The following is a 23,212-nucleotide window of genomic DNA, read 5'->3' on the forward strand; positions in this document are numbered from 1 at the left end:
TTTCTGACGAAGAATTCGAAATTTAAACAATATCCGCTATCTTTAATCCATGAATAGGGTATTTCTTCTGTTGGGTGCCAATCTCGGAAATCCAGTGAAACAGCTAGCCAAAGCTGCCGGTGAGATCGTATTGCGCGTCGGTAAAATAGAAATACATTCCGCTATCTATCGATCAGAAGCTTGGGGAGTTACAGACCAGCCCATGTTTCTAAATCAAGTACTCATGGTATCCACAAAACTTGACGCTATAGACGTCTTAGATAGCATCCAAAAAATCGAACATGATCTAGGGCGCGTACGGTTGACAAAATGGGGCGCCAGAGTAATTGACATAGACATCTTATATTTTAATGAGGAAAACATTAACCACGAACGGCTCATTGTTCCTCATCCTTATCTACCAGACAGAAAATTTGCACTCGTTCCGTTACAGGAAATCGCTCCAAATTTTGTACACCCGGGACTCGGCCGGACCAATACGGATTTGCTGGAGTCGTGCGAGGATCCCTTAGCGGTCTCGCTATATATCAACGAAAATGACGAAACACTATAATTTAATTAATCCAGCAAGGATACAAGAGAACTTAATGCAAAATAGCGAGATGATTAAGCAATTTTTAGAGCTTTATCTCGTACAGATTCCAGTAGATCTACAGGAATTGAAAAAAGCCGTCCAACAAGGTAACCATAACGATATTGCCAATAAAGCGCATCATATTAAACCCACCATGGAGTACATTGGTGCTATACCGTTGCGTGTCAAATTCCAGCAACTGGAATCCGCTGGGAAGGATCAAATTGATCTTGCTGAAATTCGTGCAGATTTCTTAATCATTGAGCAAGAGATCTACGTTCTTCTGGATGAAATCACTGCGTATCGATCTTGTTTTTAAGCCTCTTTTCAGCCCTAAAATGTAACCAGGAAAAGAAAATGTAACCTACCAGAATAAATGGTAAAGCAGTGAATTTCAACAAAACAATCAAAGCTGCGCTGATTAACAAAAACACGTACTTAAATCGATTAGGTTTCCAGCCGAGCGATGACAATTTCATACTAAAAAATCGTATTTCTGAAACCAACAAATAGCTAAGTAGAGCGATCAAAGGCAGTAAAACGGACAACTGGGTAATCCAAGGAGCGCCCGATGTTGTTATAAAAGGCAATGAAACAACAAAGAAGGTAGTCATCGGCGTGTTCAAGCCAATAAAATCCGACGTCTGTCTTTTGTCCACGTTAAATTTAGCCAACCGAATAGCAGAGAAAATCGTCAATAAAAACCCAAAGTACGGAATATAGATTGACGTCGTCGTTTCCTGTAGTAACATATAAAAAATAGTTCCCGGTACAAAGCCAAAACTAACCATATCAGCCAAAGAGTCTAACTCTTTACCAATAATGGATTTAACATCTAATGCCCTGGCCAACATACCATCGAAGAAATCAAATATACCCGAAAACAAAACACAATAAAAAACCTTATCATACTGATTTTCGAGTGAGAAAAGAACAGCTAGGCATCCAAAAAAAAGATTAAGACACGTTAACGTATTGGGAATATGCTTCTTCATATAAAAAAATTAGCCATCTCTTCAGAAAAAGATGGCTTAAAAATATCAAAAATCGAACAGATTAGCTATTCATACTAATTAAAAACTCTTCATTTGATTTCGTTCCACGCATTTGTGTCAAAAGGAACTCCATAGCTTCTGTAGAATTCATATCCGACAAGTGGTTACGTAACACCCACATACGTTGAAGGATATCACGGTCAACTAACAGATCATCCCGACGCGTACTGGAAGCTGTCAGATCAATCGCAGGGAAAATTCGTTTGTTAGCAAGCTTACGATCCAATTGTAGTTCCATGTTGCCGGTACCTTTGAATTCTTCAAAAATAACATCATCCATTTTCGAACCGGTATCTGTCAATGCGGTAGCCAAAATGGTCAATGAACCTCCATTTTCAATATTACGAGCTGCTCCAAAGAAACGCTTTGGTTTATGCAATGCGTTCGCATCAACACCACCCGATAAGATTTTACCAGAAGCAGGAGCTACTGTGTTATACGCACGCGCTAGACGCGTTATAGAATCAAGTAAAATCACCACGTCATGCCCACATTCAACCATACGCTTCGCCTTTTCCAACACAATATTTGCTATTTTCACGTGTCGCTCTGCCGGCTCATCAAAAGTCGATGAAATCACTTCAGCACGTACATTTCTAGCCATATCAGTTACCTCTTCAGGACGCTCATCAATAAGCAAAATAATCAAATATACCTCAGGGTGATTTTTAGCAATTGCATTTGCTACTTCTTTCAACAAATTTGTCTTACCAGTTTTCGGCTGAGCAACTATAAGACCACGCTGTCCTTTTCCTATTGGCGTAAATAGATCCATGATCCGCGTAGAATGGTTGCCCATTCCCAAATCCAAGTTCAATTTTTCATCGGGAAATAATGGTGTCAGGTAATCGAATGGGACTCGATCCCGGATTTCGGCCGGATTCTGTCCATTGATGGCCTCTACACGTACCAACGGAAAATACTTTTCACCTTCTTTCGGCGGGCGAATGCAGCCTCGCACATTGTCACCTGTTTTCAGTCCGAATAACTTAATTTGTGACTGAGAAACATAAATATCGTCTGGCGATGTTAGATAGTTATAGTCTGACGAACGTAAAAAACCATAGCCATCGGGCATAATTTCAAGAACGCCTTCGTTTACAATTACATTATCGAAATCTGTCGGTAGTACTGGATTGGAAGATTCTGCTTTCGCTGGGGTTGTGGTTTGATCGCCTGTTGGGCTTGGAGCACTGAAAAGATCAGTTGCCGGTTGACTTTCTGATTTTTCATCATCGGCTACTGGCGCTCTTTTTGTGACGGCGACAGGCTCTGTTTTGAGCGTTCGAACACGCTTTCTAGGTCTTTCTGCAGTTGCATCCTCCACATGATCAACTCGTTTTTCTTCCTCTTGAATAGACTGCTTTGCGATGATGGTAATGCGATCAATCAGTTCTTGCTTGCGTAGTTTATCGACATCAGCGATGCCTAATACTTTTGCAATCTCGCGCAACTCTGACACGAGCTTGGTATTTAGTTCATTAATATCCATTAACTTTTTATTATGAGATATAGGATTTTATTGCTTTATTGAATCCATCCAATCTATATGTTAGTATATGCCACTACTAGCAATACAACTAAAATATGTATACGGGTGAACTTAAATATTAAGATATTTAAACATCCCATGGATAAATTTGAGAATCGGCACAAAAATAATATAACATTTGTATATTCAAAGAAAATTTGTAAAATATTTTTTCTCTGCAATAGATACTACCATAACGAAGTTTTATAAAAATTGTTTTAAAGCACACCTAACTTTATATTTTTTTTAGATTTGTGTTTATTCTTCGTATGTTTAAATTTCAAAACTAAAACGTTTTATCGTATATGAAAGAAAACCAGTCTACCAATTACCCGGCTTTATACACCCTGGTGGTTGTTTTCTTCTTTTGGGGTTTTATTGCTGCAGGAAACAGCGTGTTTATCCCCTTCTGTAAGAATTATTTTCAACTAGATCAATTTCAATCTCAGCTGATTGATTTCGCATTCTATAGTGCATATTATATCGGCGCATTACTTTTATTTATTTTCAGTACGGTTTCTGGTAAAGATCTCGTTGGTAAATGGGGTTACAAACGGAGTATTATTTATGGTCTGCTCTTCTCTGCACTAGGCGCTGCGGCAATGATTGTCGCCGTAGAAGTTAACATCTATATCGGCATGCTTTTCGGCCTGTTTATTGTCGCCTTGGGATTTTCGCTACAACAAACGGCAGCCAATCCGTTCGCCGTTTTATTAGGAGACCCCAAGACTGGAGCGTCCCGCGTGAATCTGGGTGGTGCCATCAATTCTTTCGGAACTACCATCGGCCCCCTGGTGATCGGATTTGCATTATTTGGAACGTTTGAACCTATTTCCAATAGCGAAATAGCAAATCTTCCGTTGAACAAGGTTATATATCTATACATCATCGTGGGTATGTTATTCATCCTTGCTGCAGGGCTGTTCCATTTCTCTAAAAAGGTCCCGGCAGGCATCAATAACGAGCCGATGGAATCGGCTAACAAAGCGAAGAATACGTTGATTGTTATGACTATTTTACTATTATTGATGTTTGTTCCTGTTTTCCTAAGTTATAAAAGCGACACTGCTTTACAAATAAACGCTTTGGAAGACAAACTGACAACGCTTACCGATGCGCAGTCTATTGCAGGTATAAAAAAACAAATTAAAGAGTTGATCCATCCGTTAGAGATCGAACGTATGGCATGGTTATTAGGCGCACTTTTATCAGTCATCTGTGGATTATTATTTGCATATACACGAGCCACAAAGAATCCAGCAGGTTGGGGAGCCATGAGGTATCCGCAGCTGGTTTTAGGAATGCTGGCACTCTTTATTTACGTCGGTGTTGAGGTGGCCATAGGAAGTAATTTGGGCGAACTTCTGACTCTTCCGGAGTTTGGCAGTTTACAGTCTTCCGAGATCACACCTTATGTTTCAATCTATTGGGGAGGAATGATGATCGGGCGGTGGGCCGGGGCAATAAGTGCATTCCAGTTTTCGAAAAGCACGAGACAAGTGTTACTGATTATTGTTCCGTTGGTAGCGTTTTTTATTATTATAGGTGTCAACAGCTTAGCTGGTTTTGATATGACTCATCTTTTGTTTTTTATCATCTGTGTGGTTATCCAAATCGTTTCATTCTTTTTAAGTAAGGAAAAGCCAGCCCGTACACTGATAATTTTCGGGACATTGGGTTTAGTGGCTATGGTTGTTGGCTTATTGTCGTCTGGCATCGTAGCCATATACGCGTTTTTGACTGGCGGTCTAGCCTGTTCGATCATGTGGGGGTCTATTTTTAGCCTATCCATTGTTGGGCTTGGTAAATATACCGAGCAGGGATCTGCATTTTTAGTGATGATGATTCTCGGCGGAGCCATTATTCCACCGCTTCAAGGAAAACTGGCTGATATCATTGGTATACATAACTCCTATCTCCTACCACTGGTTGGCTTTTGCTATATTATTTTCTTCGCGGTCATCGTTAGGACCTTCCTTAAAAAGCAAGGAATAAACATCGATGAAATTGAAGCAGAAGGAAGTCACTAAACTATGATATTGTACAAAATACACTAAGTGTCATAAAAAATTACAATTACAAAAAGTGCCCTAGCGATACTATGAGGGCACTTTTTGTAATTTAAAACCGTTTATTCGTCATTTCAAGATTATTTTTTGAAGGTTATTATTCGTGTTTTTGAACAGAAAAATGTATTTTCGAACAGATAATGACACAAAGAATTAGCATAACACTAAAAAAATAACACAATAAAACCAAATCTATAATGATTATCATTGCGGACGGAGGATCAACAAAAACAAACTGGTGTTTGTTGGATGATTCAAATAAAAAAATATACTTCAATACCGAAGGATACAACCCTTACTTTGTCGATAGTGAATACATTGTTAATTCTTTAAAGAAAGGTTTACCTGGAGACTTACCATTTGAGAAAGTTTCTGAAGTAAATTATTATGGAGCCGGGGTTCACAATAGCGAAAAAGCACAGATCGTAGAGAGAGCTATGCAAAAAGTATTTCCCAATGCAAAGGTGGAAGTTGGACATGACCTACTCGCTGCGGCACGTGCATTACTGGGCGATCAAATCGGTTTCGCAGCCATCCTAGGTACAGGTACAAATACTTGCATTTATGATGGACAAGAAATAACACATAATATTGACTCCGCAGCGTATATTCTCGGGGACGAAGGAAGTGGTAGCTATATTGGAAAAAAACTGCTAACAGATTTTATTCGCGGCCTTATGCCGGCGGATGTCGCACAGTCTTTTTTCGAAACGTATAAGTTAACCCCGGATGAAATTATGGACAATGTCTATACAAAACCTCTGGCAAACCGCTTTTGCGCTAGCTTTAGCAAATTTGTTTACGATAACAACGTAAACATACAATATACACGAAAAATAGTCGACGACGCCTTTGAAGCGTTCTTCAACAATTTGGTCAGTAAATATCCCGACTACCAAAATTATACGTTCAATTGTATTGGATCTGTGGGCTATAACTTCCGAAATGTACTCGAAGATAAAGCCAAACAGTATGGTATGAAAGTTGGAAAAATATTACGTTCGCCCATCGATGACCTGGTTGTATTTCATATTAATAGGACGGTTAAAAGCTAGAAAGAGTTTCTCTTCTTAATATCATTAAAATAGCCTCTACAATCTAGCGGCTATTTTAATATCGACGTGTAATTCAAAGATCTCTTTCTATTCTACAACGATAATGCTTCCCCTACAGTAGGTAAGTGCAAAATCAGCCCATTCTCTCGGAATTTGCGAAGGGCTTCCTTCTTATCAATAGCTATAGGAGGAAACGTATCGTAATGAATTCCCACCACACGGGTACAATTGACAAATTTAGCCGCTTTGATCGCATCGTCTACATCCATCGTATAATGTCCTCCGATCGGCAAAAATGCCCAATCCAAATCCAAATCTTCCAACAACTTCATTTCCATCGTTAACGCCGTATCACCGGCAAAGTAAATCTTTAGGTTACCGACAAAGAACACGTAACCCACAGGAACTCCCGCATAATCTCCTTCCGGCGTACTGCTAGTGTGCAACGCATACACCATTTTTACGTTTCCAAATGGCAAGTGCAGTGTACCTCCAAAATTATATTCGATTACCTTATCTTCAGGTACCCCTTGCTTCCTAACCCAAGATGCTGTTTCCACAATAGCCGCAACGGTAGCTCCACTATTTTTTTGAATAGCCGACATATCGGCAACATGGTCTTGATGCGCGTGACTCAAAAAGATATAATCGGGATGGAGTGTTTCTATGTCCACATGCTTCGCCAAGGTATTATAACGAATAAAGGGATCTAATAGCACCTGTGATCCTTGAAAGTCAAACAGCACGCAGGACTGTCCATAATATGTAACTGTCATGATTTAGTGTTTTTATTTATTAAACAAGTTTCCAAAGGCGCCGAGTCCTCCTAGAAGATCTTGGGATACAGCTTGCATTTCTGATTGACTGACGGTTTCGGCTTGAGACAATGCTTTGTTTAACGCAACCACTAAAAGTTCCTCTATTTCCTCTTTTTCAGCCTGTGCATAGAAATCAGGATCAATTGTTACTTCACGAACTTCTTTACTCGCGGACACAACAATTCTGATTTTTCCCCCTTCCACCTCGCCAGATACAGAAATATTATCCAAACGCCGTTTTACTTCTTCAGCCTTTTGTTGGGCTTGAAATAATTTATCGAACATAATCTACTATCGTTTTATGCTGCAATTTACAAAATATCACCTAGACAACATCATATTCATGCGATAATTAGGTTCTTTAATACGGCTTACTTAACTTTGCACTCAACAAAATTTAACACATGCAGGCACTCCTCTTTTACAAAAGCATCGTAGATAATCTCCAGCAAAGTGATCCCAAACAGGCCGAATACTTGGAAGAAGAAGTAAACATTTTAGTCCATAAACTGAAATTTATTTCGCCGGATCAGCGTCCTTCTGTTCTTGTACTATCGCAGAAAGATTCTTTTCAACCGATGGTTAATCCTCAGGTAAAGGACACCATAATCGTTGCTGGAGGCAATATATTAACCGAAAAGTTTGACAACCCATCGATTATATTAGTCGTTCAAGAAGATAAATCATTATATGGGAACATGCAGTTCATTTTGCAAGATGAAATATTGAGTCGGACAGATGCCATTCAATCGGATCAAATATATATCATACAAAACCAACTTTTCGGCGAATCACCGGAATCCTTCTTGGCTGATGTCGAAGCGTGTGCTGAAATTATACAACCAAAATACTTTATCTATGGAAGGCAGGGAGTGGACTGGGTGAAATTCGATCTAACTTAAAAATGGGCTCGATGCCCATTGTCTACTGTATAAATTTTTTACGCAGAATTGCGTAAAGTTTTTCAACCGTTTGGGGTCTATCAGCCCAATTATTCTTCAACGCATAATTTGTCTGTAAGAAAACATCAGCCTCCGCAAACGTCGTATACCGATTTAACAACTCGATGGCTTCACTGTAAGCTAGTGAATATCCATTAAATAGATCTTTTATAAACAGCAACTTATCATTCAAATTGATCACAGATTTTAAATCGACCACACGCTCACTTGCTCCTGAACCAGCCCGAGCAGTCGTGGCCGCAACAAATCCAGCTTTACGCTGCTGTTGTAGTATTTCATTTAGCGTAAGAGGTCTAGAAAGGGCTTCTTGTTCTACCGACGCAACGCTTTCCGAAATGGTTTCTTCTTCGATAATAATTTCTTTCTGCTCTTCAACCACCTCATTAACTACCGTCTCGGAAGGCTCATTCGCCGTTTCACGTAAAGAATCGGTATCCATTGAAACATATGCTTCACCGGTGCTATCGTCTTTCGATTCCTCTGCGGGGAGGTTATCAACTTTATCCGCTTCATTTGCTGCGTCTCCCTCTTCATCATCCGTCACTGCCGTTGCCATTTCTTCTTTCGCATCAACAGACCCCGTTGTTGATACTTCTTTAATTTCAGAAACCACAGGTTGTTTGTCTACTGCGTCACTTAATAAAGATGGTGGCGTAAAATATGTATCCGCTTCCGCATGGCCCGTCACAGTAACCATCGGCGCTGCAGCTTGCTCCTCGGGCCACGCATTTGTAAGATTTCGCAAGACCTCGAAGTGGGTTGTCAAGAATTTCGCGTTTGCTTCCAACAAAAGTAAAGTATCGTTCACATCGGTTAACTCCTTTTCCGTTAACTCAGTATACCCATCATTGATTTCAACCAGCAACTCGCCGATCTTTGAAAATATAGTTTCTTTTGTAAATCCCATTTCTCTTTTATTTATTTCTTTATCTATATCCATCTAGCATTTCATTATTTGAATAGAAATTCAACGTACTGATAGATACTTCTTTCCGATTTAGAGCCGATTCTTTCCTTCAAATTTAAGATATAATTTCGATATTAGCACGGTTTAGAACGAAGTTTAACGAATGTTAATTCACTCTTTCCATTATTGTTATAAATTAATACATGCTATTTTCTGAACGTAATTTTATTCAAAAAAACACCCAAGTAGGTAGTATAGAAGTGATTTGTGGATCCATGTTCTCTGGAAAAACGGAAGAATTGATTCGTCGTATGAAACGGGCGCAATTCGCTAAACTCCCTGTGGAGATATTCAAACCTGCTTTAGATATCCGCTACGATGGACACGCTGTGGTCTCACACGACAGCAACAGCATACCTTCTACACCGATTGGTCACTCTTCTGCCATACTATTACTCAGTGCCGAAACCAAAGTTGTTGGTATAGATGAAGCTCAATTTTTTGATGACGAACTTCCTCATGTATGCGTACAACTCGCCAACAAAGGTGTTCGGGTAATTGTAGCCGGTCTTGATATGGATTTCAAAGGACAACCCTTTGGTCCAATACCGTTCCTACTGGCCATGGCCGAACACGTCACGAAGGTCCATGCAGTCTGTGTGCAATGTGGGGCACCAGCTACCTACTCCTTTCGTATCGTCTCAAGCAACGAACGTCTATTGCTAGGAGAAAAAGAAAGCTATGAACCCCGTTGCAGGAGCTGCTACTTTGGTCTTGGTTCGGGGAATAATTAACAAAAACGTACACTAAAATAAGCATCTTAATCACACCTTTGAACTATCTTTGTGTTAACAAAATTAGTTTATAAATGACCCAAAAAAAGGTCTCCCGATCGGGAAGACCTTTTTCTATAGCCCAAAAGGATCCAACTAATTGAGTTATAATTTATTCGTAATGGAGTCGTCCAAAGGGTTTACCTTCGATCGGTAACGGTGGATCAACTTTCCATCTCTATTAATTAAAAATTTTTCAAAATTCCATTTGATATCCCCTTTAAAATCAGGATTATCAATCATCGTTAGATAAGCAAATAACGGATGTATATCCTCACCCTTCACCTCGACCTTTTCTGACAGGAGAAAACTCACACCATAATTTTTCTCGCAGAAATCTTGGATTTCATTATTACTCCCCGGTTCTTGTCCACCGAAATTATTAGCCGGGAAACCAATAATTACCAAATCTTTTCCATAACGTTCATGTAGCGCTTGTAAATCTTTATACTGCTTTGTAAAACCACATTCTGAGGCCGTATTAACAATTAATATATTTTTACCTTTAAAATCAGCTAAATGGATAGTCTTCCCATCTATTGAAGTAAAACTGAAATCATAAATGGATGTTGCTGGGCGCAATAACGTCATCAACAACAAAATCGTGTTCATCATTGTCATATGTTTATCGTTCTTGTATTAACCTGGTTTCTCTTTCAACAATAAAATGAAACAAATGTTCCATAGGGCTCTTTAAAATTGCCCCTACTTTCACACCTAGTACTTCGCAGACTTCCCGTAGCTGCAAATCGAAATGATAAGCAATTCTTCCCACAAAATGGACCTTATATTCCCAATAGTCTGGATATGTCATAATATTTGTCCGTACAAATTCATCAAAACCGTTGCGTAACAGGGTATCAATATAGGGATGTAGCCGATTCTCTGCCATAAACTCAGCGAACGATGCTAAATAAGCATTGGGACGATCCTTCTGGTACACATTTTTGATAACGCTATCCTTAGTCAGTCTGTATTTTGCTGCAAACTTTTGGACTAAATCCTTCGGCATCTTATCGTACAAATAACTTGTAATTAGTTGCTTTCCGAACCAAGAACCCGATCCTTCATCCCCCAAAACATACCCAATCCCATGTAGACCTTGTTGTAAATCTTCTCCATTGAAAAATCCAATATCAGAGCCGGTCCCGATCGTACAAACATATCCCTTCCCTCGCCCACAGGTAGAGTAAGCGCATCCCAGCAGGTCACTTTCTACCGAGATGAATGCTGTAGGAAATATCTCTGTAAGCGCATTTGACACAATTTCTCTACGATCAGGCGTCACACAGCCAGCCCCAAAAAAATAGACTTCGTGTATTTCGTTTGCGTAAGGCAATATTTCAGGCACTTCCTTCATCACTTTGGCAATCTCTTTTTCGTTAACAAAAAAAGGATTGAGTCCTTTTGTTCGGAAAAACAAAGGTTTGCTATCTGGTAAATTTAACATCCAGTCCGAATTCGAAGAACCGCTATCTGCAACTAAAATCATACGATGCTATCCATTTTGGTCTCTCAAAGATAATAAATTCATGCCACAATTTTGGACGAACCGCGATTATCAATTGGATGTCACAAAGATTAAGTTTAGCTTTGTCATACATTTTGAAAACTCAATCCACATGTTAGAATCCCGCATACATTTTACCATTTCTTTTATCGAACCACAAGCACATTATGTAGAGGTAGAAATGGATATTTTTCAGTTTTCGGAAACAACCCTTGACCTAAAAATGCCCGTTTGGACACCAGGTTCATATCTTGTACGTGAATATGCGCGACATGTCGAAAGTCTAGACGTATCGGCCTACGAACAGCCTGTGCCCGTCACGAAAACGGCAAAGAATACGTGGCGTATACATCCTGACCGAGGCCATGCAAAAGTACGGTATCGTGTCTATGGGTTTGAAACTTCTGTGCGTACGAATATGATCAATGCAGATCACGCATTTTTGAGCCCTGCTGCTACTTTTCTCTATATTGAAAATCACTTGGAGCATCCTGTAACAGTTGAGATCAGATTACCATCCGAATGGAAATATGTTTCTACTGGATTGGCGAAAGTAGACCAACAAACGTATTTTGCAGAGAGTTTTGACATTCTCTTTGATTCACCGATAGAGATTGGCAATCAAGACATCTGGTATTTCACCGCCGCTGAAACCGATCATGAATTTGCTATGGTGGGCGGGGGAACGTATAATAAAGCACAACTAACCGAGGATATTCGGAAAATCGTGGAGGCAGAGACTGCTATATGGGGTGAAAATCCTAATTCGAAGTATGTATTCATCACCCACAATTATCAATCTGGGAGCGGTGGACTGGAACACCTAAATTCCACCGTGTTAGGAGCGAGTCGAAATGCATACCAGATCGAATCAGCCTATAAAAATTTTTTAAGCTTGGTCGCCCACGAGTACTTTCATCTGTGGAACGTGAAACGATTGCGCCCGAAAGCGCTTGGCCCCTTTGACTATAATCAAGAAAATTATACCGAGGGGCTGTGGATTATGGAGGGATTTACTGCTTATTATGACAATTTAATCATCCGTCGGTGCGGTTTTTTTTCCGTAAAAGAGTATTTGAACATGCTGGCCAACGAATTCAATTTAGTGTACAATAGGCCAGGACATCAACTTCAGTCGGCTGCACAATCGAGTTTTGATACATGGATCAAACAATACCGCCCAGACGAAAATTCAATGAATACCAGTATTTCCTACTACAACAAAGGTGCGATGCTTGCAGCAGCACTCGATATTTATATTATATCCGAAACAGTTGGTATCAAACGATTAGATGATGTGTTACGACAGGCTTACAACATCTTTTTCAAGCAGATGAACCGCGGCTTCGAAGAAGTTGAATTTCAACAAGTTGCTCAATCCGCGACCGGAGTGGATCTGTCTCATATATTTGATGCTGCGCACTCCTTAGAAGAGTTAGATTATAACGCATATTTCAACAAAGTAGGCTATGAATTGATCGACCTTCACAGCGTTAGTCAAGAGCTTTCTTTAGGCATCAAAATAGGAGTTCATGAGGGTCGGATTGTCCTTAAAAATGTAGAGCGCGGTTCGGCGGCTTGGGATGCTGGCCTCAATGTCGATGACGAATTGATCGCCATAAATGGAATAAGACTTGATACTGCGGGCAAGGAGTTAGATTTTCTTTTAGAACATAGCAAGGCCGATGATATCGTGGATGTGTTGATAGCCCGCGACGGACTTATACGCACCATCCACACGCCCCTGCGGAGGTCGACTAAACAACAGTGGATTATTCAGGAAAAGGCAGACGCTTCCCAAGAGCAAAAAGATTTAGGGAACATTTGGCTGTCGGTATAATCTTCACAAAAACACCCCGAAGTTAAGATACTTGGGGTGTTAAAAAGTCTGTTGTTACAACATCTAAAATTTGTATCGAATGGTCAATCCTAATGGATCGATGATCTTTATGGTACTTTCCTGTAGGAAATCAAAATATGGTTTCACATCCAAAGACACAGACAGCGGTGTGGTTGGAATAGCATACTCCACACCAATAATACCATCGATACTTAAAGCTAGCTCTGATTTCGGATCCGTCTTGGTGATTGTCACCGAACCGTCTGGATTAGAGGTGCGCGTTTCAAGCGCTTTATATCGAAAACTTCCTACACTTCCCCCGAAACCATAAAACCAAGTAAAGTTCTCGGCCAGCGGCTTATGAAACTCATAAAGTCCAACTAAACGAAAACGTCTTGATTTAGAATTACTCTGTAAACTTAGAATACCTTCTATGGCCCGATCCTCGGCCATTGTATACCGATAAGTGAATCCGGTTGCACTTCCAAATCGGCCACCTACAGCGTGTTGACTACTTAATTGCGCTGATGCTTGTTCAAATGAGATTAAAACAATTCCTAATACCAATAACAACCACTTCGTTTTCTTCATGTATATGTGTATTTTAACGTTTTCCAAAAGTAATATTTTTTTAAACGTAAAAAAGTTAAAATCTGTTATCATTTTGATTAGTTTATTTCCTGCCTACTTTCGAACTTTCGCATGCAAAATGTTATATTAGTACAGAATAAGCAAAGATTATAAACCGCTAATTTTTGAGACGTATGGATAAGCTAAATAGATTGTTTGACATCATAAAGAGGTACCAAAGCAGCTATCGAAAATCTAACATGGTTTCGGGTAAAAGAAATGGTACATGGAAAACTTACTCAACCGACGAATTTATCGCCTGTGTTAATGCTCTTAGCAAAGCGTTATTGACACGCGGTCTCAAAAAAGGCGACAGAATAGCACTTATGTCAGGAAACCGTCCAGAATGGAATATAATCGATTTTGCCTGTAATCAGATCGGCATTGCTATAGTCCCCTTATATCCAACGCTTTCCGCGCAAGACCTCTCTTATATAGTCAATGATGCCGAAGCAAAAATGATCTTTGTCAGCAACGCCGAATTGGCAAAAAAGATCGACCAAGCAATGGAAGAACACCAATTACATATAGATGTTTTCACATTCGACACAATAAGCAATAAATCCAATTACGAAGAGCTTGTTCGGGAAGGACAAACCCAAGACATAGATTTGTTGCCTTTTCGAGAATCAGTACAGTGGGACGATCTGCTCACCTTGATTTATACGTCTGGCACTACAGGAAAGCCGAAGGGGGTATTTTTGACACATGGAAATATCCTGAGTAATGTCGAAGCCTGTGCACATTTAGTGCCTCAACATGCGCAAACGGCATTGAGTTTTTTACCGCTCTGCCACATTTTTGAACGAATGGTCGTCTACCTCTACCTATCGAAAGGAATCTCCATCCACTATGCTGAAAATTTAGAAAACATAGTGGCGGACATTAACGATGTGAAACCTCAAATTTTTACAACGGTGCCCCGAGTATTGGAAAAAGTATACGATAAGGTAGTAGAAAAAGGCAAAGCATTAACAGGTATCAAACGTACGTTATTTTTCTGGGCGCTGAAATTGGGACATCGCTATCAGGAGCCACCAAAAAATGGTGTTTTGTTTAACATACAACTCGCTATCGCCCGCAAATTGATATTTTCGAAATGGAAAGAAGCCCTTGGTGGTAATATTGAATTGATCATTTCGGGGGGGGCTGCCCTACAGGAACGTTTAGCACGGGTATTTTGGGCAGCGGGAATAAAGGTTCTCGAAGGTTACGGATTGACAGAAACATCTCCGGTTATCGCTGTTAACTCCCATGTCGACACCGATATAAAATTTGGTACAGTAGGACGAGTTTTAAAAAATTTAGATGTGCAAATCGCCAAGGACGGTGAAATTCTAGTAAAAGGACCGAGTATTACAGTTGGATATTATAAAAATGAAGCGGCCACGCGGGAGGCCATCGATGATGCTGGATATTTTCATACAGGTGATATTGGCGAAATAACTCCTGATGAATTTTTAAAAATTACTGACAGGAAGAAAGAAATGTTTAAGACTGCTGGTGGGAAGTACATTGCGCCACAAACATTGGAAAACAAGTTTATGGAATCCACCCTTATCGCTCAAGTTATGGTCGTCGGCGAAAACCAGCGCTTTCCAGCAGCGCTCATAGTACCTGCATTCGAAGAGTTAGAAAAGTGGTGTAAATACAAAGGCATATCATTTGATTCCAAAGAAGAAATGCTCAAAAATCCTGAAGTAATCGATAAATACCAAAAAGAACTTGACCGATTAAATGCTGGTTTTGGTCAATGGGAAAAGGTAAAAAAGTTCGTGCTTCTTCCAAAAGAGTGGACCATCGACAGTGGCGAATTAACACCAAAGTTGAGTTTGAAGCGAAAGATTATTCTACAGAAAACAGAAGAAATAATAACACGCTTGTACGAAGAATAAAGAGATGAACAAACATCCTGTTGGAAAGAAATTAAAGGGTTTTAGTCTGCTATTATTAGACACCATCAACGATTTTCTAGATGATAGGTGCCTAAAAAAAAGTGCGTCCCTAGCCTATTACACGGTTTTTTCGATAGGTCCACTGATTTTGATTCTTATTTGGGCGTTAGGTTTTTTCTATGGGAGCCAGTTGGATAGCCCAACAGGCGCACGGGATGAAATAATGGAAGAGCTCTACCAGCTCTTTGGTCGAGACATCACCAACATGCTCGACGCAGCGATCAAAAGAATTTCGTTTGAGAGCCGAACGAGTATCGGAGTGTATATCGGTGTAGGTGCACTGATATTTTCATCAACCACCATTTTTGTCGATATCCAGAATTCTATAAACGAAATCTGGCGCGTCAAACCTAAACCAAAAAAAGGCTGGCTAAAAATTATAATCGATAGGCTAATCTCTTTCTCAATGGTCATTGGTCTCGGCTTTCTCTTGATGACATCGCTCATTTTGAGTAGCATTATTAGTATCTTGATGAATTACTTAGGTAATTATTTTCCTGATTTAGATTTTCAGCTTCTAAGCCTGGTTAATTCTGGCGTATCCTTTTTAGTGATCGCGGCTCTATTTGGCTTTATATTCGCCTTCCTTCCAGACGCCAAAGTGCGTTTCCATGATATTCTTTGGGGTGCGGTCTTTACCACGCTCCTCTTTTTACTTGGGAAATCTTTGATTTCCTATTATTTAACGAATAACGCAACGGCAAGTTCCTATGGGGCTGCCGGTTCTGTAATTATTTTGCTGGCCTTCGTTTATTATTCCGCTGCTATCCTTTATTTCGGCGCAGAGTTTACCAAACGTTACGCTATCAGATACGGCAAAGGTATACGGCCTAGATCGTACGCCGTATTGGTCAAGCAGACAGAACTGGAAATCGATCCCGACACAGGGCTTCGGGAGGTAGTACATAAAAACGAACCTATACGCTAAGTGCGAGACAAAAGTGTATATTACATGTTGGTTGCAGGCCTGCTTTTTTCTTGCATGAACGTCTGCGTAAAGTGGGTTTCACATCTTCCTACATTAGAAGTAGTGTTCTTTCGATCGAGCTTCAGCTTGCTGATTACTTATCTTCTGTTAAAAAAAAAGCGTATCCCCTTGTTAGGCAACAACAAGCTTTTACTGACTATACGCGGTGCAACAGGCTGCCTTGGTCTTATCGGATCTTTCTATACCCTGCAAAACATTCCGCTGGCGACCGCCGTGACCCTCAACTATTTATCTCCATTTTTTACAGCACTTTTTGGGATTTTTATAGCTAGACAACCGCTGGCTCCAAAACAATTTATTTATTTTGGTTTAGCTATCGTAGGTGTTATATTATTAAAAGGAATAGATCATAACATTACCCTAGTCGATTTGCTTATCGGACTATTGGCCGCTATATTTGCAGGTTTGGCTTATAACATCATCGCCAAACTTAAAACATCTGAACACCCGCTGGTCATCATTTTCTATTTTCCGTTGGTAACACTTCCCTTTGTAGGAGCTTATAGCATATTTCACTGGATTCAACCCGCCGGTATCGACTGGCTTTTTCTTTTGCTTGTTGGCATCTTTACGCAAGGAGCACAATATTATATGACATTAGCTTATCAACGGGCCAATCTTAGCAAAGTCGCAAGCTTAAACTATATGGGTGTTATTTACGCCATATTATTCGGTTATATATTTTTTGAGGAAAGCTTATCTATCTATTCGTTCTTAGGCATAGGTATCATTTTAACAGCTGTTTTGCTCAATATTCAGGTGAAGAAAAACGTCTAACCCACTAATAAAAAGCGCCCTTGTGTTTTAGACAAGGGCACTTAAATAAATTATTATTGTGTTTTCGCAGCTACTTCACGTTATAATAATATACTGATCGACCGATATTGCCGGCTTGATTTTGACCTTCCACGACGACCTTGTACCGGCCATTACCGTCCGCGTTGTAAAATTCAAATGTCGCATTTCCATCCGCGTCTAATTCTACATCGGGATTCCAATAGATGGTTGTCCGGTAATCATTAGTATTCTTACTTTCAGGCGTTGCATATTTCGGCGAATAAAACTGCCTCTCCTTTACATATCCTAACGGTACCATGTCGATAATATTAGTCTTCGGAAGCAAGCTTTCAATTTCCGACAACGACATCCTCGGTTGTTTTTTCTGATCATTTTTCTTTGTCATAATGGAAACCACACCGTCATTCTGATAGGTGCGGCTTACTGTACCCAAATCATCGCGGAGAAATATCTCTATAGCTTCGATTTCTGCTGGCTGAATAGAATTCAAAGACGGCTCATCAATCGGCATACCATTAAGGAAAAATTGCACGGGAACCCGACTACCTTGATTGTAATTACGCGTAATATAATACTTAAGGGTTTGGTTGTCGTATGTTATTCCCGTTAATAAAGTACTTAGGCACATTGTCAACACATTACAGCCCGAGAGACGATCAGACTCTATACGATGTTCGGGCATAGAGAGACCAGAAAGTGCCGAAAACTCCTTGCTGGTCACTAACTTTTTCTGTACACCTGTCACTTCAACTTCATCGATCAGAATTGATGTACGATATTCGTTTTTGCTATTCGCTAAATAAGCTTTCATCGTCTGATCAATATTTTGAATATTGCTGCTCGCTACTGGATTTCCCTGATCTATTCCCGGGAAATAAGTAGGATCCATATTGATCACTAAGTTCCGAAAGTTGTCATTTCCTCTCGCGTTGATGGTCACTTTAGATGAATCCGGAAAAATCAGGTTTTCAAAATTGAAACGACCACCGTTATCCGTGTAGGTATCCTTACGAATATTTCGCGAAGGAATAGATAATAACAAGCCTCCATTAGGAAACGGCCTACCTGTATTCAACCGAAGCGTCCCAGACAGCGTAATGCCTTGCTCTGGAAAAAACTGCACTTGGGGAAGTTTCTCGGCAATCAAGTCGTTATAAGAAAAACGTCTGAACCCTTGTGTCATCAATAATGCATCCAATGCTTCCTTCCTATTCTCGTTTTCCGTATTAAAATAATAATTCGGATGTTCAACGTATCCTTTGAGGTCTGAAGTCAAAAGGTAATTACTTAAGATGCCGAGTTCTTGATCATCATTATAGGGCACCTTACTATCATCTACGACCGAAATGGAATAGGTTCCCGTCAAAGAATCCTTTGGTGCAATATGCAGGGAGAGTCTTACAGCCTCCTTTTGGGCATAATTCGTCTTGTCTGTTTTAACACCAATTTCCAATACCGGCTGGGATTGATTGAAAAATAAGCGTTCGCTCAGCAGTTTTCCATCCGGCTGCATAACCGTTATCTGAACAATACCGTTAGGGAGCTTATCCTTCGGAATGTTGACCAACACCGACGAATTTTTCAATGTGGCTTGCGCTGCATAGACTAAATGTCCACTAGACTGGCCCAAAACATAAAAAGGCTGATTTGTCATTTTTGCATAGTAGTCCTCGTTCGCAACCAGTCCCAGCTGAATAGAAGCGCCATCGTCTTTATGAAGAACCACATTCAACCCTTCGGCCTTAACGGCCGGCAGATCGTACGAGCGTTGTTCACCATTTTCGAACTTCACGGTCGCTTTATATATCTCTCCTGCCACTGGAATAAAATCGATGGCTCCCATTCCAAATCCTAAATCACTAAACGTCGCCACTTCCCGCTTCTTGCTATCTACAATTTTACCGGATATTTTTAAACCCTTTCCCGTGGAACTTACGGCCTTAAAAGCCAGTTTTTTCGAAATGCCGGCCAACAGGTCGCCACCTTCCGGAAAGAATTGTACGTCCGCATCCCACAAAGCATACTGTAATGAATAGTTTCCGATTAGAGCAGGCTCTAATTTATCCCCCCCGTCGATCTTAACAATCAACCTTCCCTTCTTTAAATACTCGCGGTCCTTGATGGTTAGGTTCAAACTAACACGTCCCATATCATCTGTTTCTGCCTTTCCTTTGTCGAATGGATCCCAACCATCGATAGCCTCCCAGATCAGCTTTCTACGTCCCAATAAGTTTCCCGACCGATCCCGAAATTGCAATGAGGCTTTGGTCTTGCCCTCTCCTTCCGGCGTAAACGTAATTTCAGCACCCAGTTTCTTGTTGATTGCATCACCAATAGGCACTACCTTATTATAAAAATAAGACGGATCAAAATTCGCCATCCATTTCGTATAAGCTCGGAATCTATAGTTATCCTGTGTGATAAATTGCGGATCCAGAACAAGTTGTCCTTTTCCTCCATTTTCTTTAAGCGGAATGCGCAATGTTTGAATTAACGAATCTTTACTAGTTAACATCTCCACGTAGACAATCTTACTAGGACTATATTCATAAAGATTATGGTTAAGGTAAGCTTTCAACCAAAGCGTGTCCCCGACCGCATAATATGGTTTATCAAAATGTAAATGAACTTTTTCTACAGGATAAACACCAAAATATTTTTGGACTTTTTCTACAACAGTATTAATTGGAATAGTAGGTAGTTGCTGTCCTAAAACCCTCGAGAAACCGAAAGCAAAAAACAACATACACCATAAAATTGAGAGTTTTTTCATTAACATACAGATTTTCGGGAGCTAAATATATCGATTTTTATCCCAAATCGAAAGAATTTAACAGGTTATAACAATGGTGCAAGCAGTCTACAAATGGAATCTAGGCCGCGTTTCCAGGTCTTTCTTTTTTTCCACTCCACCAAAGTCATCATCTCACAATTCTGTTTATCCACCTCAAACTGCTCTTCTAGCTGCCTACAGAGCCGCTCATCCGATACAATGGCTGCAATTTCGTAGTTAATATAGAAGCTTCGTGTATCCAGATTAACCGTACCAATGTAAGACAGCTTTCCATCTATATTAATAGTCTTGGCATGGATAAATCCCCTCTTATAAAAATAAACCTTAACCCCGCGCTCCAACAATGGCTTAATAAAAGAAAGGCTAGCGTGCTGCACAATATAAGAATCAGAACGTTCAGGTAGCATAAGCTCTACCTCAATTCCTGCAGCTGCGGCGATCTGCAATGCCGTAGCTAATTCATCACTGGGAATATAATAGGGAGTTACGAGCTGAATCTTTTTGTCCGCTTCACCCATTCCCATTAAGATGGCTTCCATATTATATGGGCCGTTCGATCCTGGATCACTAGATACGAAGGTTACCGCAGCATTTCCTTTTTTCTCCTCAAACGGTATCCGATGAAGATATCCTTCATTTAGCAAAAACGGGCGTCCATCTGCTAAATTCCATGAGTTCCAAAAGCTAATTTGCAACATATTTACAGCTGGACCTTCTATTTTTAGGGATGTGTCACGCCAGTAAACATGCGTATTCGTGTCGGCGTTTATGTACCGATCCGATATGTTGATGCCGCCCACATAAGCCACTTTTCCATCTATCACGGCAATCTTTCGGTGATTTCGATAATTGCTGTTCGCTAGAGAAGTGAACGTCACAGGCATAAAAGCTTTAAACAATATTTTGGTCTGTGTCGATGTCGAAAGATATTTCACCAGAGCCGGAGAGCCGAAGCTGTCCACAAGCAAACGCACAAATACACCAGATTGCGCCCTTTCTTCTAAGATGTTCAATAATTCCAATCCTATTCTATCCAGTTCGAAGATATAATACTCCAAATGAATGGAATGCCTTGCCTGCTTCAAGGTCTCCAGAATATCTGGAAATTTCTGCTCTCCATTAATCAGTAGTTCCACATGGTTACCGATCGTCGGAGAGGAAAGACGCTCGTTCTTAAGAAACGTAAATACCCTCGACAAGTCTCCTATACGTTCGCGTATGCGCCGGATATCCTCCTCCATATAGGGTTCAAGCCCTTCCCATTCTTTTTTCAAACGAATGGCTTGTGCATGGTTTACCCGTTTTATACGCTTCACCTTTCGAAATTTTTGGCCAAATAAATAATAGAATATTAAACCAACTACAGGAAGAAATACGATAACCAATACCCAAGATATTGTTTTCGTTGGATTACGATTTTCAATTAAAATGGTACTAATAACCCCTAAATACAATGCCAGCAACGGTATCCAATACCATTGTTTGATAAAACTTAATACAAGGTGAACTGTTTCCATCATATGCAAAAGCAATTAAAAATAAGTTTTTAAATCGATATTTTTTGAACAAATTTTGAACGTTAAGAATTGTTAAAAGCGGAACGTTTTCCCAATCAAAACGTTATTATTGCAAACATCGTGTAACTAAACCGTTACGAAATTCAAGTTATTCACGAATAAGAGAGAGATGAATTTAACACGTTCAAATTTAAAACACATGGCGTACTTCTGTTTGTTTATAGCAACAACCTGTTGCCTAACGAACTGTAGTACTAGCGAATCTAAAGAAAAAGAAGGCAATACAAAAGCATTGGCACTTCCGATCTATACCGTGGACACTAGTGATGCGACTACGGTAAAAGACTACTTAGGTACCATTGAAGGCAAAGTAAACGTAGAGATTAGGCCGCAGGTTGACGGAATTCTACAAGATATTTACGTCGACGAAGGTTCGTTCGTGCAAAAAGGACAAAAACTATTCAAAATTGACGCATCAGCTTATCAAGAAGTTTTAAACAATATGGTGGCTACCCAAAACGTTGCTAAAGCGAAATTAGAAAATGCCAATCTGGAAGTGGAACGGCTGAAACCGTTAGTGGAAAACGACGTTATATCCGATGTCAGATTGCAAACGGCAAAATCCGAATACGATGTTGCGAAAGCATCATTGGATCAAGCAACTGCCGCGGTGCGGAGTGCCCAAATTAATAAGGAGTTTACCATTATCACAGCTCCCGTAAGCGGTTACATCGGCCGTATTCCGAAAAGAATCGGAAACCTCGTGGGGAAAGGAGATAAAGACCCTCTAACTGTACTCTCCGACGTACAGGAAGTTTATGTGTATTTTTCGATGAATGAATCTGATTTTTTGTATTTCACCAAACTGAAAGCTAAAGAAGATAGCGTAGCTGGTGTACAACATACGCATGGTCAGCTTCGTTTTCCGGTAGCGACATTAATCTTGGCAGACGGCGAAACGTATTCCCAGAAGGGAAAAGTGGATGCCATAAATGGTCAAGTGGACAGAACAACTGGTGCCATTTCTTTACGAGCGTCTTTTCCAAACAAAGAGAACATCTTGCGAAACGGAAGCACGGGCACCTTAAAAATATCTGAAGTGAGGAAAGGTGTGCTTCAAATTCCACAGATCGCAACAAGTGAACTTCAGGATAAAACATTTGTCTACGTATTGAATCCGAACAATAAGGTAGAACGACGCGCCATCACCATCAAAGGAAAAAGTAAAGACAACTACATAGTTTCTTCGGGGCTGAATGTCGGTGACAGGGTGCTTCTCTCGGGATTAGATAAAATTACAGATGGTTCCAGCGTGATTCCCATACAGCAGTAAATCCCAAGTAATTCTAACTTTTGCTTTATTCCTATAACTTTTA

At 40.2% G+C, this 23,212-nt stretch carries 21 protein-coding genes; 11 read left to right on the top strand and 10 right to left on the bottom strand.

Features of this window, described 5'->3' with window-relative positions; genetic code table 11:
- Positions 1-49 precede the first annotated feature (49 nt).
- Together folK and ACFSR5_RS09660 are read left to right on the top strand one after the other, a co-directional pair.
- Positions 50-553 carry a 2-amino-4-hydroxy-6-hydroxymethyldihydropteridine diphosphokinase gene (gene folK / locus ACFSR5_RS09655; protein WP_380903111.1) on the top strand — a complete coding sequence of 168 codons (504 nt, stop codon included), beginning with the start codon at positions 50-52 and terminating at the stop codon, positions 551-553.
- On the top strand, positions 537-893 hold the full coding sequence (locus ACFSR5_RS09660) for an Hpt domain-containing protein (protein ID WP_380903113.1): 357 nt from the start codon (positions 537-539) through the stop codon (positions 891-893). Before folK ends, ACFSR5_RS09660 begins: the two co-directional genes overlap by 17 nt.
- Here the strand turns inward: ACFSR5_RS09660 and pssA are convergent.
- Both pssA and rho read right to left on the bottom strand, forming a co-directional pair.
- Positions 868-1,569: a CDP-diacylglycerol--serine O-phosphatidyltransferase gene (pssA, locus tag ACFSR5_RS09665; protein ID WP_380903115.1), complete on the bottom strand. Its 702-nt coding sequence runs from the start codon at positions 1,567-1,569 to the stop codon at positions 868-870. The two genes, ACFSR5_RS09660 and pssA, sit on opposite strands and share 26 nt — an antisense overlap.
- Positions 1,570-1,630: 61 nt before the next feature.
- A complete protein-coding gene (gene rho / locus ACFSR5_RS09670; protein WP_380903117.1) occupies positions 1,631-3,121 on the bottom strand; it encodes a transcription termination factor Rho in 1,491 nt (496 codons plus the stop codon).
- A gap of 344 nt (positions 3,122-3,465) precedes the next feature.
- Here rho and ACFSR5_RS09675 point away from each other — a divergent pair, with 344 nt between their 5' ends.
- Both ACFSR5_RS09675 and ACFSR5_RS09680 read left to right on the top strand, forming a co-directional pair.
- A complete protein-coding gene (locus ACFSR5_RS09675) occupies positions 3,466-5,190 on the top strand; it encodes an MFS transporter (protein ID WP_380903119.1) in 1,725 nt (574 codons plus the stop codon).
- Positions 5,191-5,426: 236 nt separating this feature from the next.
- On the top strand, positions 5,427-6,284 hold the full coding sequence (locus tag ACFSR5_RS09680; RefSeq protein WP_380903121.1) for an N-acetylglucosamine kinase: 858 nt from the start codon (positions 5,427-5,429) through the stop codon (positions 6,282-6,284).
- A gap of 92 nt (positions 6,285-6,376) precedes the next feature.
- Here ACFSR5_RS09680 and ACFSR5_RS09685 read toward each other — a convergent pair whose 3' ends face one another.
- Positions 6,377-7,060 carry a metal-dependent hydrolase gene (locus ACFSR5_RS09685; RefSeq protein WP_380903123.1) on the bottom strand — a complete coding sequence of 228 codons (684 nt, stop codon included), beginning with the start codon at positions 7,058-7,060 and terminating at the stop codon, positions 6,377-6,379.
- A 12-nt stretch (positions 7,061-7,072) separates the two neighbouring features.
- A complete protein-coding gene (locus ACFSR5_RS09690; RefSeq protein WP_380903125.1) occupies positions 7,073-7,387 on the bottom strand; it encodes a YbaB/EbfC family nucleoid-associated protein in 315 nt (104 codons plus the stop codon).
- Between the two features lie 119 nt (positions 7,388-7,506).
- On the opposite strand from ACFSR5_RS09690, the gene ACFSR5_RS09695 reads away from it, so the two are divergent.
- The gene (locus ACFSR5_RS09695; RefSeq protein WP_380903127.1) at positions 7,507-8,004 is read left to right on the top strand and encodes an ABC transporter substrate-binding protein; all 498 of its coding nucleotides are present in this window, start codon (positions 7,507-7,509) and stop codon (positions 8,002-8,004) included.
- A 22-nt stretch (positions 8,005-8,026) separates the two neighbouring features.
- Here the strand turns inward: ACFSR5_RS09695 and ACFSR5_RS09700 are convergent, their stop codons facing one another.
- On the bottom strand, positions 8,027-9,004 hold the full coding sequence (locus ACFSR5_RS09700) for a hypothetical protein (protein WP_380903129.1): 978 nt from the start codon (positions 9,002-9,004) through the stop codon (positions 8,027-8,029).
- A gap of 170 nt (positions 9,005-9,174) precedes the next feature.
- Between ACFSR5_RS09700 and ACFSR5_RS09705 the strand changes: the two genes are divergently transcribed.
- On the top strand, positions 9,175-9,765 hold the full coding sequence (locus tag ACFSR5_RS09705) for a thymidine kinase (protein WP_380903131.1): 591 nt from the start codon (positions 9,175-9,177) through the stop codon (positions 9,763-9,765).
- A 144-nt stretch (positions 9,766-9,909) separates the two neighbouring features.
- Here the strand turns inward: ACFSR5_RS09705 and ACFSR5_RS09710 are convergent, their stop codons facing one another.
- Together ACFSR5_RS09710 and ACFSR5_RS09715 are read right to left on the bottom strand one after the other, a co-directional pair.
- Entirely contained in the window at positions 9,910-10,416 is a 507-nt protein-coding gene (locus ACFSR5_RS09710) for a glutathione peroxidase (RefSeq protein WP_380903191.1), read from the bottom strand.
- A gap of 13 nt (positions 10,417-10,429) precedes the next feature.
- Positions 10,430-11,296: an N-acetylglucosamine kinase gene (locus tag ACFSR5_RS09715; protein ID WP_380903133.1), complete on the bottom strand. Its 867-nt coding sequence runs from the start codon at positions 11,294-11,296 to the stop codon at positions 10,430-10,432.
- A 40-nt stretch (positions 11,297-11,336) separates the two neighbouring features.
- Between ACFSR5_RS09715 and ACFSR5_RS09720 the strand changes: the two genes are divergently transcribed.
- The gene (locus tag ACFSR5_RS09720) at positions 11,337-13,154 is read left to right on the top strand and encodes a M61 family metallopeptidase (protein ID WP_380903135.1); all 1,818 of its coding nucleotides are present in this window, start codon (positions 11,337-11,339) and stop codon (positions 13,152-13,154) included.
- A 63-nt stretch (positions 13,155-13,217) separates the two neighbouring features.
- Here the strand turns inward: ACFSR5_RS09720 and ACFSR5_RS09725 are convergent, their stop codons facing one another.
- Positions 13,218-13,745, bottom strand: a complete 528-nt coding sequence (locus ACFSR5_RS09725) for a hypothetical protein (protein ID WP_380903137.1) — start codon at positions 13,743-13,745, stop codon at positions 13,218-13,220.
- Between the two features lie 173 nt (positions 13,746-13,918).
- Here ACFSR5_RS09725 and ACFSR5_RS09730 point away from each other — a divergent pair, with 173 nt between their 5' ends.
- The 3 genes from ACFSR5_RS09730 to ACFSR5_RS09740 are packed head-to-tail and all read left to right on the top strand — an operon-like array spanning position 13,919 to position 17,504.
- Positions 13,919-15,679, top strand: a complete 1,761-nt coding sequence (locus ACFSR5_RS09730) for an AMP-dependent synthetase/ligase (RefSeq protein WP_380903139.1) — start codon at positions 13,919-13,921, stop codon at positions 15,677-15,679.
- Between the two features lie 4 nt (positions 15,680-15,683).
- Positions 15,684-16,667 (top strand): YihY/virulence factor BrkB family protein, encoded by a 984-nt coding sequence (locus tag ACFSR5_RS09735; RefSeq protein WP_380903141.1) that lies wholly within the window; start codon positions 15,684-15,686, stop codon positions 16,665-16,667.
- Positions 16,668-16,691: 24 nt separating this feature from the next.
- The gene (locus ACFSR5_RS09740) at positions 16,692-17,504 is read left to right on the top strand and encodes a DMT family transporter (protein WP_380903143.1); all 813 of its coding nucleotides are present in this window, start codon (positions 16,692-16,694) and stop codon (positions 17,502-17,504) included.
- Positions 17,505-17,574: 70 nt separating this feature from the next.
- Here ACFSR5_RS09740 and ACFSR5_RS09745 read toward each other — a convergent pair whose 3' ends face one another.
- Both ACFSR5_RS09745 and cls read right to left on the bottom strand, forming a co-directional pair.
- Positions 17,575-20,298, bottom strand: coding sequence for a carboxypeptidase regulatory-like domain-containing protein (locus ACFSR5_RS09745; protein WP_380903145.1), 2,724 nt, complete (start codon positions 20,296-20,298; stop codon positions 17,575-17,577).
- A gap of 65 nt (positions 20,299-20,363) precedes the next feature.
- Positions 20,364-21,839 carry a cardiolipin synthase gene (cls, locus tag ACFSR5_RS09750; RefSeq protein WP_380903147.1) on the bottom strand — a complete coding sequence of 492 codons (1,476 nt, stop codon included), beginning with the start codon at positions 21,837-21,839 and terminating at the stop codon, positions 20,364-20,366.
- 196 nt (positions 21,840-22,035) lie between these two features.
- Here cls and ACFSR5_RS09755 point away from each other — a divergent pair, with 196 nt between their 5' ends.
- A complete protein-coding gene (locus ACFSR5_RS09755) occupies positions 22,036-23,169 on the top strand; it encodes an efflux RND transporter periplasmic adaptor subunit (RefSeq protein WP_380903149.1) in 1,134 nt (377 codons plus the stop codon).
- Positions 23,170-23,212: the final 43 nt, after the last annotated feature.

Source organism: Sphingobacterium suaedae (assembly GCF_042684625.1).
Classification (GTDB): Bacteria; Bacteroidota; Bacteroidia; order Sphingobacteriales; family Sphingobacteriaceae; genus Sphingobacterium; species Sphingobacterium suaedae.